Annotated in this window: 13 protein-coding genes and 1 pseudogene; all 14 read left to right on the plus strand. The window is 58.9% G+C overall.

Translation table 11 applies throughout. From position 1 onward, the window contains the following. Positions 1-12 precede the first annotated feature (12 nt). Positions 13-390, plus strand: coding sequence for a TIGR03745 family integrating conjugative element membrane protein (locus tag AC0Z2B_RS16200; RefSeq protein WP_476297983.1), 378 nt, complete (start codon positions 13-15; stop codon positions 388-390). Positions 391-397: 7 nt separating this feature from the next. After that, positions 398-799 (plus strand): TIGR03750 family conjugal transfer protein, encoded by a 402-nt coding sequence (locus AC0Z2B_RS16205; protein ID WP_476297984.1) that lies wholly within the window; start codon positions 398-400, stop codon positions 797-799. Beyond that, positions 796-1,437: a PFL_4703 family integrating conjugative element protein gene (locus AC0Z2B_RS16210; RefSeq protein WP_476297986.1), complete on the plus strand. Its 642-nt coding sequence runs from the start codon at positions 796-798 to the stop codon at positions 1,435-1,437. Before AC0Z2B_RS16205 ends, AC0Z2B_RS16210 begins: the two co-directional genes overlap by 4 nt. Then, a complete protein-coding gene (locus AC0Z2B_RS16215) occupies positions 1,434-2,249 on the plus strand; it encodes a TIGR03749 family integrating conjugative element protein (RefSeq protein WP_476297988.1) in 816 nt (271 codons plus the stop codon). Before AC0Z2B_RS16210 ends, AC0Z2B_RS16215 begins: the two co-directional genes overlap by 4 nt. Beyond that, complete coding sequence (locus tag AC0Z2B_RS16220; protein ID WP_476297990.1) at positions 2,239-3,747, plus strand: TIGR03752 family integrating conjugative element protein; 1,509 nt, start codon at positions 2,239-2,241, stop codon at positions 3,745-3,747. The genes AC0Z2B_RS16215 and AC0Z2B_RS16220 overlap by 11 nt, the downstream gene beginning before the upstream one ends. Then, entirely contained in the window at positions 3,710-4,126 is a 417-nt protein-coding gene (locus AC0Z2B_RS16225; protein WP_476297992.1) for a TIGR03751 family conjugal transfer lipoprotein, read from the plus strand. The genes AC0Z2B_RS16220 and AC0Z2B_RS16225 overlap by 38 nt, the downstream gene beginning before the upstream one ends. Then, a complete protein-coding gene (locus AC0Z2B_RS16230; protein ID WP_476297994.1) occupies positions 4,126-6,867 on the plus strand; it encodes a conjugative transfer ATPase in 2,742 nt (913 codons plus the stop codon). Before AC0Z2B_RS16225 ends, AC0Z2B_RS16230 begins: the two co-directional genes overlap by 1 nt. A gap of 753 nt (positions 6,868-7,620) precedes the next feature. Then, positions 7,621-8,745, plus strand: coding sequence for an ATP-binding protein (locus AC0Z2B_RS16235; RefSeq protein WP_476297996.1), 1,125 nt, complete (start codon positions 7,621-7,623; stop codon positions 8,743-8,745). 221 nt (positions 8,746-8,966) lie between these two features. Further along, positions 8,967-9,779, plus strand: coding sequence for an alpha/beta fold hydrolase (locus tag AC0Z2B_RS16240; RefSeq protein WP_476297998.1), 813 nt, complete (start codon positions 8,967-8,969; stop codon positions 9,777-9,779). Next, entirely contained in the window at positions 9,772-10,965 is a 1,194-nt protein-coding gene (locus AC0Z2B_RS16245; RefSeq protein WP_476298000.1) for a PAS domain-containing sensor histidine kinase, read from the plus strand. Before AC0Z2B_RS16240 ends, AC0Z2B_RS16245 begins: the two co-directional genes overlap by 8 nt. Before the next feature lie 162 nt (positions 10,966-11,127). Continuing rightward, entirely contained in the window at positions 11,128-11,286 is a 159-nt protein-coding gene (locus AC0Z2B_RS16250) for a hypothetical protein (protein ID WP_476298002.1), read from the plus strand. Between the two features lie 555 nt (positions 11,287-11,841). Next, a pseudogene (locus tag AC0Z2B_RS16255) lies at positions 11,842-12,021 on the plus strand (con-10 family general stress protein); the annotation flags it as partial. Between the two features lie 77 nt (positions 12,022-12,098). Then, positions 12,099-12,974, plus strand: a complete 876-nt coding sequence (locus AC0Z2B_RS16260; protein ID WP_475503338.1) for a manganese catalase family protein — start codon at positions 12,099-12,101, stop codon at positions 12,972-12,974. A gap of 296 nt (positions 12,975-13,270) precedes the next feature. Beyond that, positions 13,271-13,768: a YciE/YciF ferroxidase family protein gene (locus AC0Z2B_RS16265; protein WP_476298004.1), complete on the plus strand. Its 498-nt coding sequence runs from the start codon at positions 13,271-13,273 to the stop codon at positions 13,766-13,768. Positions 13,769-13,839: the final 71 nt, after the last annotated feature.

Genomic DNA, 13,839 nt, shown 5'->3' on the forward strand with positions numbered 1-13,839 from the left:
GAGACCCTAGCCATGCCCCTTCGCCTACTTCGTCCCGTCCTCTGCATCCACCTACGCCAACACCTGCAGCAAGGCTTGCTGGGTAGCCCGTTGATTTTGATGTCGAGCCTGGCCTTCGCCGATCTGCCAACCATGGAGGCACCTTCCCGCGGCGAGGGCACCGGCCTGATCGAGACCATCAAGAACTACGCCTATGACGGTGGCATCCTGCTCGGTTTGTTGATCGCCCTCCTCGCCTTCCTGGGCGTCGCCTGGCACTCGCTGACGGTTTATGCCGACGTACAGAACCAGCGCAAAACCTGGAAGGATCTGGGCGCGGTCGTCGGTGTCGGTGCGCTGCTGGTGGTGGTCATCATCTGGTTTTTGACCAAAGCCGCCGCCATCCTGTGAGGTCGCCATGCCCGATCCCATTGCGCCCCTGCCTGACAGCACCCTGACTTTCCTGCCCGAACGGCTCAATCGTGACCCGGCCGTGCTGCGTGGCCTGACCAACGATGAGATGTGGGTCGCCCTTGCAATCGGTGCCAGCATTGGCCTCATTGTCGGCGCGCCCCTGGCGCTGGCCACCGCCTCCATCGCCATGCTGCCCACCTGCATGATCGCCAGCATGGCGCTGGTGCTGTTTGCCGGCGGCAAGCTGCTGCGCCGCGCCAAACGCGCCCGGCCCGAGACCTGGTTGTACCGCAGGTTGCAATGGGATCTGGCCCTGCACTGGGGCGTCGGCGCCCAGCAGCTGATCCTGCACTCAGGCCCCTGGACGGTCAGGCGCACCCGTCGTCATCGGGAGGGCAACCCATGAGCCGCTTCCGCAACAAGGTCGATGCCCAACAGGCGCATATTTTCAGCCTGCGCCTGGCCGTCGGGACACTGGCGCTGCTCAGCGCAGGGCTCTGGTATGGCTGGCAGACCGCCCCTAGCCAGTTGACCATTCATGTCCCGCCGGACCTGCGCTCGGGCAGCACCCGCAAATGGTGGGATGTGCCGCCGGAAAACATCTATTCCTTCGCTCTGTACATCTTCGGCCAGCTCAATCGCTGGCCGACCGATGGCGAGGCCGATTATCCCCGGGCGATCTATGCCCTGCAGCCGTACCTCACGCCGGCCTGCAAGACCTTCCTCGACGGTGACTTCGAGTACCGCAAGGTCGCCGGGGAGCTGCGCGGTCGCGTACGAGGCGTCTATGAAGTACTCGGCCGCGGGTACAGCGATGACCCCGGCCTGCGGGTGAAGCAGCTGGATACGCACAGCTGGTTGGTCCAGCTCGACCTCAACGCCGACGAATACTACGCCGCCGAACCGGTCAAGCGCGTGGTCGTGCGGTACCCGCTGCGCGTGGTGCGCTTCGATGTCGACCCCGAGCACAACAAGTGGGGGTTGGCCCTGGACTGCTACGGAGGTACGCCGCAAAAGCTGTCTCTACCGGGAGGTCCGTCATGAACAGACACATACTGATCTTGGCCTTCGTATGGTCAGCTACCTGGTGCGCGACCGCGAGCGCCGTTGAGATCAAGCATTGGGATCGCCTGCCTTTGGCCGTGCCACTGGTGGTTGGCCAGGAACGCATTCTAATGCTCGACGAGGACGTTCGCGTGGGCGTACCCAATGCGATCAGTGCCAAGCTGCGGGTGCAATCGGTGGGCAGCACCGTGTATTTGCTGGCGTCCGAGGCCATCCCGCCGACGCGCCTGCAGCTGCAGTCGGTGAAATCCGGCGACATGGTGCTGATCGACATTGAAGCGTTGGCCGGCACGGCCGCGCTGGAACCGATCAAGATCGTCGCGGACGCCAAGGCACCTGAAGCGGAAGGTGACTCAAGCACCACGCCTGCGGTACCCGCTACGCCAGTCCCAGTGGTGCTCACCCGCTATGCCGCGCAGAACCTCTATGCGCCGTTGCGTACGGTTGCGCCGCTGCCAGGTGTCCGCCGCGTGCCGGTTGGTGTGTCCCTCGCCCTCAGCACCCTGCTACCCACCGAGCACATTACCGCCAAGGCCCTGGCCGCCTGGCGCCTGGGCGACTACTGGGTCACCGCAGTAAAGCTGGTCAACCAGGGGCCAGGCGAGGTCTTGCTCGACCCGCGTCATCTGCAGGCGACCCTGTTCGCGGCCACCTTCCAGCACAACTCGCTGGGACGCTCCGGCACACCCGAAGACACCACGGTGGCCTATCTGGTCACGCGTGGTGGTGGCCTGAAACAGGCATTGCTGCTGCCCCCGCCCAAGCCGGAGGATGCCGACCATGAAAGCTAACGTGCTGCTGAAGTGGCTGGTGCCCGGTCTGCTGGTCACCGTCGTGCTGATCATATTCAGGTCCTGGATCACGCCGCAGGGGGAGCAGCACCCTCAACCTCAGGACAACGCCACCCTTACCGCCGAGCAGGCCAAGTCCCTCGGCATCGCAGGCGATACGCCACGCGACACCGTGGCCACCCTGGTCGGCCAGGTCAAAGCCATGCGCAGCGACATGCTGACGCTGAAGAAAAGCAACGAATCGCTGCAGACCGAGAACAATCGGCTGCGCACTCGCGAGGGCAGTATCGACAGCCGCATTCAGAGCACTCTGGGCAGCGTCACCCAGCAGGTGACCGAGCAGCGCCAGCAAGCCAATGATGCTCGACAGAAAGCCGAACAACAGCACCGGGAAACCCAAGGGCTGCTGTCGAAGCTCAAGGATCAGATTGCCGGGATGTCAGGACCAAAATCCGACCTTCCCGTGGGTTTTGGCCTGGAGCCCGGTGATGAGCAGGCCATCAAGGGCGTGCAGCCACCGGCGGATACGCTGCAATGGATCGAGCCGGCGTCGGGACGCACGGCGAACGACGGCGCCGCGAAAGCTGACAGCCCGCTGTCCAAGCTGTCCTCGAAGTTCAACGGCTTGGAAGGACTGCAGGACAACGCTATCGACCGAGGCCAGAAACAGCTGCGTGCCGTGGCCAAGGGCGAGCGCGATCTCGCGGCTCAGCATGATCGCAACGAAGGCTCCAAGCCCGTCTACACCATCCCGGAGAACGCCACATTGATGGGCTCCGTGGCCATGACCGCGCTGATCGGCCGAGTACCCGTAGATGGCACGGTCAACGACCCCTACCCCTTCAAGGTCCTGGTGGGGCCGGATAACCTCACGGCCAATGGCATTGACCTGCCCGAGGTGGTGGGCGCGGTCATGAGTGGTACCGCCTCCGGCGACTGGACACTTTCCTGCGTGCGGGGCCAGGTCGAGTCGATCACCTTCGTGTTCGCCGACGGTACCGTGCGCACCGTGCCGCAACCACAGGCCGTGGTCAGCCGCAACAGCGCCACCAGCCAGTCCTCGAACACCGAGAAGATCCGCGGCGGCCTGGGCTACATTTCCGACCCCTACGGCATTCCCTGCATTTCCGGCGAGCGCCGCTCCAACGCCCAGCAGTATCTGGGCAGCCAGAACCTGATCACCGCCGCCGGCGCCGGCTTTGCGGCAGCCTTGGGCAGCGAGCAGAACAGCGCCTCCTTCATCAGTTCAAGCAGCAGCTCGCTGGGCGTCAGCCAGAGCAGCGGCAACAGCGCGCTGAACTCGGTCATCAGCGGTGGCATCGGCGATATCCGTGACTGGATCAACAAGCTCTACGGCGAGGCCTTCGCCGCCATCTATGTGCCGCCCTCCGCCAAGGTCGCGCTGCACCTAGACCACGAGATCACCATCGACTACGAGCCCACAGGCCGGAGAGTCCATCATGAATACTCATCCGTTTCGACGCTGGAGCTGGATTAGCCTGCTCAGCCTGGCGCTGCTCGGCTGCAGCACCGACAAAGACAAGCTGCTGCCCCATGGCGACCAGACGATGCTCGACATCTGGAACGGCGCCGGCTCCGTGGGCACCCAGGCACAATTGCAGGAGGTCCGCAGCGAACTGCGCCGGCCGGTCCTCGAACCCGAGCGGCTGATCAGTGACCAAGCCTCCTATACCCGCACCGCGGCCAACGAGATCCGCGCGCAGTTTCCGCGTCTGCCCAACCCCGATCTGGTGATGTACGTCTACCCGCACCTGAGCGGCACCCAGCAGGCGCCCGTCCCGGGCTACTCGACCGTGTTTCCCCTGTACGAGAAGGTCCAGTACGCGCTGCCGGGCGAGCGCCTGGATGATCTCTGATGACCGAAGAGCGCGATCAGGGACAACGACACTGGAAACCATGGCGCGCCGCCCAGCGCCGACGTGCAACGCAAGCCGATGAAGCCGCGCATTACGCTCACAACCCCAGCTTCACCGACCACCTGCCGTGGGTGGAGTACCTGGAGACCGAGCGCTGCTTCCTGCTCGACGACAACCGCTCGGTCGGTGCTGCATTCGAGCTGCAGCCGATCGGCACCGAAGGCCGCGAGCCCGAGTGGCTGCTGGCCGCCCGTGACGCATTGGAGGATGCCCTGCAGGACAGCTTCGACGAGCTCGACCAGGCGCCATGGGTAGTGCAGTTTTACTGTCAGGACGACAGCGATTTCTCACCTTACCTGGAACGCTTGGAGCGCTATATCGCCCCCCGAGCCCAGGGCACACCGTTCACCGAGGCGTTTCTCGACTTGATGCGCCGGCATCTGGCCGCCGTGGCCAAACCCGGGGGATTGTTTGAAGACCACGTGGTGTCGCACTTGCCGTGGCGCGGTAGCAATCGACGGATTCGCCTGGTCATCTATCGTTGGCTGGACGCCCAGGCGGACAACCAGGACCAAGCGCCCACGCAACTGCTGGCCAGGGCCTGCGACCGCATCACTGCCTCCCTGCAAGCTTGTGGCGTCCGCCCTCGGCGGTTGAACGGACGCGACTTCTACGCCTGGCTGCTGCCCTGGTTCAATCCGGCCCCCGCCCTGACCGGAAAATCACCCGCCGAGTTCTACCAGCGCGTGCCCTATCCCGAAGAGGGGGAGACAGGCTCACTGCAACTGCCCTTCGACCACGATTTTGCCGAGCGCCTGTTTTACCAGGAACCACGCTCCGACGTTGAGCAGGGGCTGTGGTACTTCGACCGGGAGCCCCACCGGGTGATGGTGGTCGACAAGCTGCGCAAGCCGCCTCACATCGGGCAACTCACCGGAGAGACGCGCAAGGGCGAGGCGCTCAATGCGTTGTTCGACCAGATGCCGGAAGCGACGGTCATGAGCCTGACGCTGGTGGTGACGCCGCAGGACGTACTGGAGGAACAGCTGAACCGGCTCGCCCGCAAGGCCATTGGCGAAAACCTGGCCTCGACCCAGACCCGCCAGGATGTCGAGGAAGCGCGCTCGCTGATCGGCCGCCAGCACAAGCTGTACCGAGGCACCTTGGCGTTCTACTTGTGCGGCAAGAACGAGCAAGAGTTGCGCCAGCGCTCCATCCAGGCCGCTAACGTCCTGCTGGGTGCCGGCCTACAGCCGGTGCGCGAAGGCGATGAAGTCGCCGCCTGCAACAGCTACCTGCGCTGGTTGCCCATGGCGTACAACCCCAGCCGCGACAAACGAAACTGGTACACCCGGCTGCTGTTCGTGCAGCACGTCGCCAACCTGCTGCCGCTGTGGGGGCGCAGCGTCGGTACCGGCAATCCAGGCATCACGTTCTTCAACCGTGGCGGGGCTCCGCTGTCCTTCGACCCGCTGTCGCGGTTCGACCGGTCCATGAACGGCCATCTGTTGTTGTTTGGGCCCACCGGTGCGGGCAAGTCGGCCACCCTGGTCTCGATCCTCATGCAGGTCATGGCCATCTACCGGCCCCGGTTGTTCATCGTCGAGGCCGGCAACTCATTTGGCCTGCAAGGTGACTATTTCGCCACCCTGGGGCTGTCGGTCAACAAGGTTCAGCTCAAGCCGGGCAGCGGCTTGAGCCTGGCGCCGTTCGCCGACGCCCGGCGTCTGGTCGAGCAACCCGACCAGGTCGCCAGCCTGGCCACCGATGATCTCGACGACAGCAACACGGACAACGATGAACAACGCGATGTCCTGGGGGAATTGGAGATCACCGCGCGCCTGATGATCACCGGTGGCGAAGCCAAGGAGGAAGCGCGCCTGACGCGCGCGGACCGCAGCCTGATCCGAGAATGCATCCTCGATGCCGCCAAGGCGTGCGCGGATGCCCAGCTGCAGGTTATGACCCATGACGTGCGGGATGCGTTGTTGCGGGTCGCCAGTGATGCACATTTGCCCGACAAGCGCCGTGAACGCGCGCAGGAGATGGCCGAGTCCATCGACCTGTTCTGCCAGGGCTTCGAGGGCACTTTGTTTGACCGGACCGGCACGCCATGGCCTGAGAGTGACGTCACCATCGTGGATCTTGCGACCTACGCCCGCGAGGGATACGAGGCGCAGATGTCGATCAGCTACATCAGCCTGATGAACACCGTGAACAACCTGGCGGAACGTGATCAATACCTGGGCCGGCCGTTGATCATGGTCACTGACGAGGGCCACATCATCACCAAGAACCCCTTGCTGGCACCGTTCGTGGTCAAGGGCACTAAGATGTGGCGCAAGCTGGGGGCGTGGTTCTGGCTGGCCACGCAGAACCTGGCCGACTTCCCGAGCGCCGCGCAGACCATGCTGAACATGATCGAATGGTGGATCTGCCTGAACATGCCGTCGGCGGAAATCGAGGAGATCGCCCGCTTCAAGAAGCTGACGCCGGCGCAGAAGGCTTTACTTTTATCGGCGAGCAAGGCATCGGGCAAGTACACCGAGGGCGTGGTGCTGGCCAAAAACATGGAAACTCTATTCCGCGCGGTGCCGCCGAGCCTTTACCTCGCTTTGGCCATGACCGAACCAGAAGAAAAAGCGCGGCGCTGGGATTTTATGCAGACGCACAAGCTGTCGGAACTCGAGGCCGCTCACCAGGTGGCAGATGCTTTGAGTCGACTACGGGGCATCCTGTAGCCTGAAGACCTCATCTAATCCTTAGCCGGTGTTGATGCAACGATTCAGCAGGCGCGCTCAGGCCTGTAGCTGATAGGCACTTGACGATGGGAACGCCCCAACATTTTCGATCGCTACCAAAAACGGAGCTTCACGTGCTTTTGCGCTTCTTAGACATGTTTCAACAACAGACTGCATCAGAAACACATTCTATAATTGTACAAAACCCCTTCCTGTACAATATTTGCCCAATCATTATTATTTTCCGTTGAAATATATAGCCAAGTAATTTGGCACATGGCCCTTTGCCCTCAAAATTAAGCGCATAAAATCATGTTCTAGCTCACCGGGCTTACGGTATTGGCTCGAGAACGTGATCATTTAGCGCCTATCTCAAGCAGATCCACCATCAAAGCCAAAGCGTAACCTTGGATATCTCAGGGGGTGTGGCGCCGTGTCCTATAGAGCGTCGAAAGCCCATGGATAAGGTTGAAGCCGGGTGTCTACTGTTTTTTTGTTCGGCAGTAGCACCGAGGTTAGGGGGGAAATCATTATCTGCGGCGCCCATTGGTTCATCTTGCTTTGCGAGCGTTATACACTGTGCTAGGAGTTGGGCATCGTCGTTACGTTGTTATTGACCTAGTTTAGCACGCGTTTGGCCGGCAAGATCCGACGCACCGCCCACTTACATTCGACGCAGTGCCGGTGGAGTGCTTCACTGAGAGCACAATGCCTGGTCCTAATACTGCTGTTTTGTTACGCGAGAAACTCGCCATGCGACTGTCAAGTTTCATTCTGGAAAACCTTGAACTCATTTTACGCGCCTGGGTAGATTTTGCCCGCACCGTGGATACCCCTCACCATCCACTTGCGGACGTGAGCCTAAGGAACCATGCCGAGCACATCCTCAGGTCGGTCGCCCAGGACATGCGTACTCATCAGACCGAACAGCAACAGATAGACAAATCTCATGGCCTTGCGCCAGCGAGTATTCGTGAAACAGCAGCTCAAACTCACGCGGTGCTTCGCTTGATGGATGGGTTCACCCTTGATCAAATGGTGTCTGAATATCGGGCGTTGCGATCCAGTGTACTGAGGCTGTGGCTCGCGGATGAGTTTGGCGATGATGAGCACCACGTCCAGGATATGATTCGCTTCAATGAGGCGATCGACCAAGTCTTAGGTGAATCCATTGCTTCTTATGGCAAAGCCGTTGAGGTAACCCGGAAAACCGTATTGGGCGTTCTTGGGCATGACCTGCGCTCGCCTTTGAGCGCCGTGCTGATGGGGGCGGACTTGCTGCGCAAGGCACAGCATTTGGCGGACCGGGAGAAGCAGATCGCCGCTCAAATCGCGACCAGCGTGGGCAGAGCCAACCAAATGGTTAACGATCTGCTTGATCTGGCCAGATGCAACCTGGGAACCGGCATTCCGGTCAAGCTTGAGACAACGGAGCTGAGCGGAATTTGCAAGGCCGTGATTGATGAGTTAAGAGCAGGCCATCCCTCGGCCCAGATTCGGTTCACAAACGTCGACAAAATCGTCGGTCAATTTGATCCCGCCCGCATGTCGCAGGTCTTCTCAAATTTGGTAGGGAACGCAGTGCGTCATGGTGATACGCTGCAGCCAATCCAGGTTGCGTTGAACAGGGAGGCTCAGACTGCCATCCTCAGCGTGAAAAACTTCGGTGAGCCCATTCCGGAAAGTGCTTTGCCTTTTTTGTTCAGTCCCGAGGGTCGGTACTCGAGGTACTCGAATGACAAAGCCGGCGTCGTCGCCGGTCTGGGGTTAGGGCTTTTTATCGCGGCAGAAATCGTGTCCGGGCATGGTGGACAGATTGAGGTAGAATCTACCCAACAATCAGGAACAATTTTTAGGGTTACCCTTCCATGCCCTTGAGCGAGAAAGGAACCACAGGGCGTACAGCTTGGGGCACGTCTGGACTATAACTCCGTCGTGGATGAACGCTTTCATCTTCCCGGGCTCTATGAGGAGGCACCTCTTCCCGCCGGCCCCCTTCATCCCTTGCTTGCGGGAAGAATGCTTGGTGCCATCACTGTCCATAGTCATCTTTTGGGCCGAACAACCGCATTTTCCAGAATAGGAAGGACTTCAGCCTTATGGATCTCCAGCGACGAAATAACGTGAAGGTCTTTGGCTCCGGCCCTTCAACTCTGGTGTTTTCACATGGATTCGGCTGTGACCAGTCCATGTGGAAGTACCTCCTCCCCCATTTTTCAAATCGTTTCCGTATCGTGGTTTACGACCATGTCGGCGCAGGCAGATCGGACTTCAGTGCTTACAACGTCGAGAGATACAATACGTTAAGTGGTTATGCCCAGGATTTGATTGAGATCGCTAGGCGATTTTCGGCCGGCCCGGTCATACTCGTGGGCCACTCGGTGAGCGCGATGATCGGGGCCCTGGCCGATCGCCTTTCTCCCGGACTGATTTCGGCGCATGTCATGGTCGGGCCTTCACCCCGCTACATTGACGCAGAGGGGTACCGAGGAGGTTTCAAGGAAGCGGATATTTTGGCGCTTCTAGACACCCTGGACAGCAATTATCTAGGTTGGTCCAGTACCATGGCACCGGTCATCATGGGTGCGCCCGGCCAGCCGCATTTGAGTGAAGAACTTAATAACAGTTTCTGCCGGACCGATCCGGAAATTGCCAAGCATTTCGCACGCGTTACCTTTCTGTCAGACAACCGCAGCGACGTGGAAGGGCTTCTTACCCCGACGTTGATCCTGCAGTCGACTGAAGACCTCATCGCTCCAGTCGAAGTTGGTGAATATCTTCACAAAGTGATGGGCAACAGCGTATTTTGCCTCGTCCCGAATATAGGCCATTGCCCGCATATGAGCGCGCCGAGCGCTTGCTCAGAAGCGATGGATATCTTTCTGAGCCCTTGGATTCATGCACATGAGTGATGAGGTGTGGGGGTTAAGCGGTGCTAACGCTCTACTTGAACGCGCGCCCTGCGGACTGGTGGTGACAGCCGAGGATGGCACTATTACAAACGCCAATGCAACTTTCTCAGGTTGGCTGGGCCGCACGCCCTCGGACTTGATCGGGCAGCGGTTTCAAGAGCTGTTGACCATGGGCGGCCGAATATTTCATCAGACCCACTGGGCGCCCTTGATGAAACTGCAAGGCTCGGTAGCAGAAGTCAAACTGGATCTGCAGCATATTGACGGGCGTGTCATTACCATGTTGCTCAACGGGGTTAGGCGTGAGTACGAAGGGGGCGTCCAAAATGAGCTAGCGTTTTTCGGCACGGTTGAAAGAGATCGTTATGAACGAGAGATCCTCGCCGCTCGACAACGAGCAGAGCAGCTACTATCAGAGAAAGCAGCCGCAGAGACCGCGCTGCAAACTGCTCAAGCAGAGTTGGCATTGGCTTATCAACATGCGCAACGCCGAGCAACGTTTGCCGAGCAAATGATTGCTATTGCAAGCCATGACCTCAAAACGCCGCTGACCGCGATCAAAATGGCCTCCGAGCTTCTGAACCGAGCAGAGCGCCCTCCGAGAGAATCACAACTGCTTGGCCATATCGTGACAGCGTCTGAACGTGCCCAGCGAATGATCTCTGATCTGCTGGACCTGGCGTCGGTGAGAATCGGCCAAGGAATGAGCATACGCCCAGCCCCTGTGGATTTAATTAGGCTGGTGGACGCTTGCATGGGCGAACTGCGTGTCGCATACAGTCAATCCCGAATTCATCACTTGTCAAAAGGCCGAGGAATATTGGAGGTGGATTCAGATCGGACACAGCAGATGATTGGTAATTTGGTAGCCAACAGCGTCGCGTACGGCGACCAACGATACCCGATCACCATCACAACTGGGTTTTCCCGCAGTTTCGCTGAAATTGCCGTTCACAACCACGGCCATGTCATCCCAGGGCTGCTCATCCCACAACTTTTTGAACCAATGACCCGCGCCAGTGACCGCGAGGATGCCGTCAGGTCGGTCGGGCTTGGCTTGTTTATAGTCCGAGAAATCGTTAAAGCACATCGGGGCACCATCGCTGTCAGCTCTACTCCTTGGCTGGGGACGACTTTCCTGATCCGGCTGCCGTCGCTGCCTACATCCGATTGTCCGGAGCAGTAAAGTCTGGCCGCTCTAAACGAGGTTCGTCCGGTTCATCCAGACGTCCCTCCAGGGGCCAACGTGAGGAAGGCATCCATCCTTCGAGACCTTTGCCAGCTTTTTAGCTAAGATATAGCCTTCCCACTGCGCGGAGCCAGGTACCTGGAGCACATGGAAGCAACAATGACCACGGCAGAACTTACTGAGTATCGGGCGAAGCTCATCGAGCAAAACCCTTTGTTACGCGAAGAATTCGAACGGCTTTCCGAGGATGAGCTTTTCATGCTACGAAAGCTAATTGGCGACCGAAAGCCGGACGATTCGACGCGACTCAATAATTAGCTCCGTCTGACGTAGCAATCCCCCCCGGATGTTTAATCGACTCAGCAGGAAAACTTCAACTTCAGGCTACCGCATTACTCCTGCAATGTAAGCTCCGCCTCCCTTCAAACAATTTGATAACCAGTGAAGGCTGACCGCCTTACCAGTTACCGTCAGCTCGACGAAGATCAACACATCACCTAGTTCGCAAATTTCACACCAGAGCAAAACTGTTACTTAACCACAAAATCCTTTTATTGCGCTGCCACATTACTGCCTAACGACAGAAATAATTCCAGCCAATCTCTTCCCCCCTGCTTTGTACAACTAGCAGCAAGGACACTGAACCGTACAACTCTTGTATAACTTTTGCCATCGCACTATTAAGACACAAGCTTCTTTTGCGAGTTTCTCTTGCGCCACTTGTCCTTTCGCTAGGAAATAAATCGAATTTCGCCAACTGAAAGCGGCTCGTACGTAATGCATGGACATTCCCATGCGAAAATATGGAAGGCGAAAATCATGGCTAATAATCAAGATGGTCGCAGCAACCAAGGCGGCAGCAAGGAAACTAACCCCGGCAATTTTTCCAATGATCGCGAAAAGGCGTCCGAGGCCGGCAAGAAAGGCGGCCAAGCGTCCAGCGGTAACTTTGCAAACGATCGCGAAAAAGCCTCAGAAGCTGGGCGAACCGGCGGTCAACACAGTCACGGTGGCGGTCGCGGCGGCAACGATGAAAACGGCGGCAAGCAATAAGTGATGCTGCCAGGGCAGGCTTCCCTGCCCTGGCCGTTTTTTATAAGGACGATGACCGTGGTTTGAGGAATTCAGCTATGTTTCTACATAACAAACGACTGCAATACACCGTACGCGTTGCTCAGCCTAACCCGGGGCTTGCGAATCTGCTCCTTGAGCAATTTGGCGGCGCCCAAGGTGAGCTCGCCGCTGCTGGCCGATATTTTACCCAAGCACTGGCTGAAGACGATCCGGGTCGCAAGGATCTGCTGATGGACATCGCGACCGAGGAACTCAGCCACCTGGAAATCGTCGGCTCGATTATCGTCATGCTCAACAAGGGAGCCAAAGGTCGGCTCGCTGAAGGGGTTGAGGAAGAAGGCGAGTTGTACAGAACCATCAACGGCGCTGGCAACGATTCGCATATCACCAGCCTGCTCTATGGTGCGGGTGCACCGCTGGTGAACTCGGCAGGTGTTCCATGGACAGCTGCCTACATTGACACGATCGGCGAGCCCACTGCCGACTTCCGCTCCAATATCGCCGCAGAAGCTCGCGCCAAGATCGTGTACGAACGCCTCATGAATGTCACCGACGATCCTGGGGTGAAAGAGGCCCTGGGCTTTCTCATGACCCGTGAGATCGCCCATCAGTTGTCATTCGAAAAAGCGCTCCACGCCATCCAACCGAACTTCCCACAAGGCAAGCTCCCAGGCATGCCGGAGTTCACCCATAAATACTTCAACATGTCAGGTGAGCCCAATACTCGGGGTCCGTGGAACGAGGGCGGAGAGTGGGAGTACGTGGAATCTCCGCAGCCTGCCGTCGATGGCGGCGACGGCAGCGCCTCGGTGAGCCTCTCACCTACCGACGCCGCCGCGCTTGAAGCGCTGAAAGCCCGCACGACCTCAGACCCTATGAGCAACCCGGTGACGGGAGCCGATCTGGGTTCAGGGTTCGTACAAGGCGACTGAGATCGCTAAGCGCCATCTCAGGACGACAGCAGAGGTACTCCATGAAAAATCCCATAATCTCTTCATCTGCTCCACAGCAGCCGCCGCGATGGATCGTCCATGCACTGGCCGCATTCGAGATGGAGTCGACGCAAATCTGCAGGGGGTTCAGGGCATCTGTAGCCGTCAACGTTTTCGGCGTTGGCACCCTGCTACCCAATGAGTTATCCGACCGTCCCGCGCGTTCGCCGACGCTCTCATGACAGAACGAAAGCGGAAGCGAACCTTTTGCACATACGTATTTTCGAGGTAACGACATGGCCCGTACGACCGTAGAAGACCTATTTATCCACGAGCTTTCTGACGTCTACAGCGCTGAGAAGCAAATTACCAAGGCATTGCCGCGTTTGGCACGGGCGGCTACCAACCCCAAGCTTGCCGACGCGTTTTCGTCTCATCTGATCGAGACTCAAGGCCAGATCGAGCGCATTGATCAGCTTGTAGAGATCGCTGGGCTGAAACTCAAACGCATGAAGTGCATAGCCATGGAGGGCCTAATCGAGGAAAGTAAGGAGCTCCTGGATGAGATTGAGAAAGGCGCCGTTCTCGATGCGGCACTGATCGGTGCGTCACAAAAAGTCGAGCACTACGAAATCGCCAGCTATGGCACGTTGATCGCTATGGCCAAGCATTTGGGCATGAAGGAAGCGGTGTCATTGCTGGGCGATACATTGGTTGAAGAAAAAGGCGCGGATGAAAAGCTCTCGGCTATCGCCGAAGAGGGGGGAAACCAAGCTGCGACGCTCGAGAAGTAACTCCTTGCAGGCGACGGCGCGTGTCGCCGTCGTCTGAGCCACCCCATGACCGGATGCCGTGTGTGCAGGTT

The organism is Pseudomonas sp. GYB4201 (assembly GCF_056312595.1).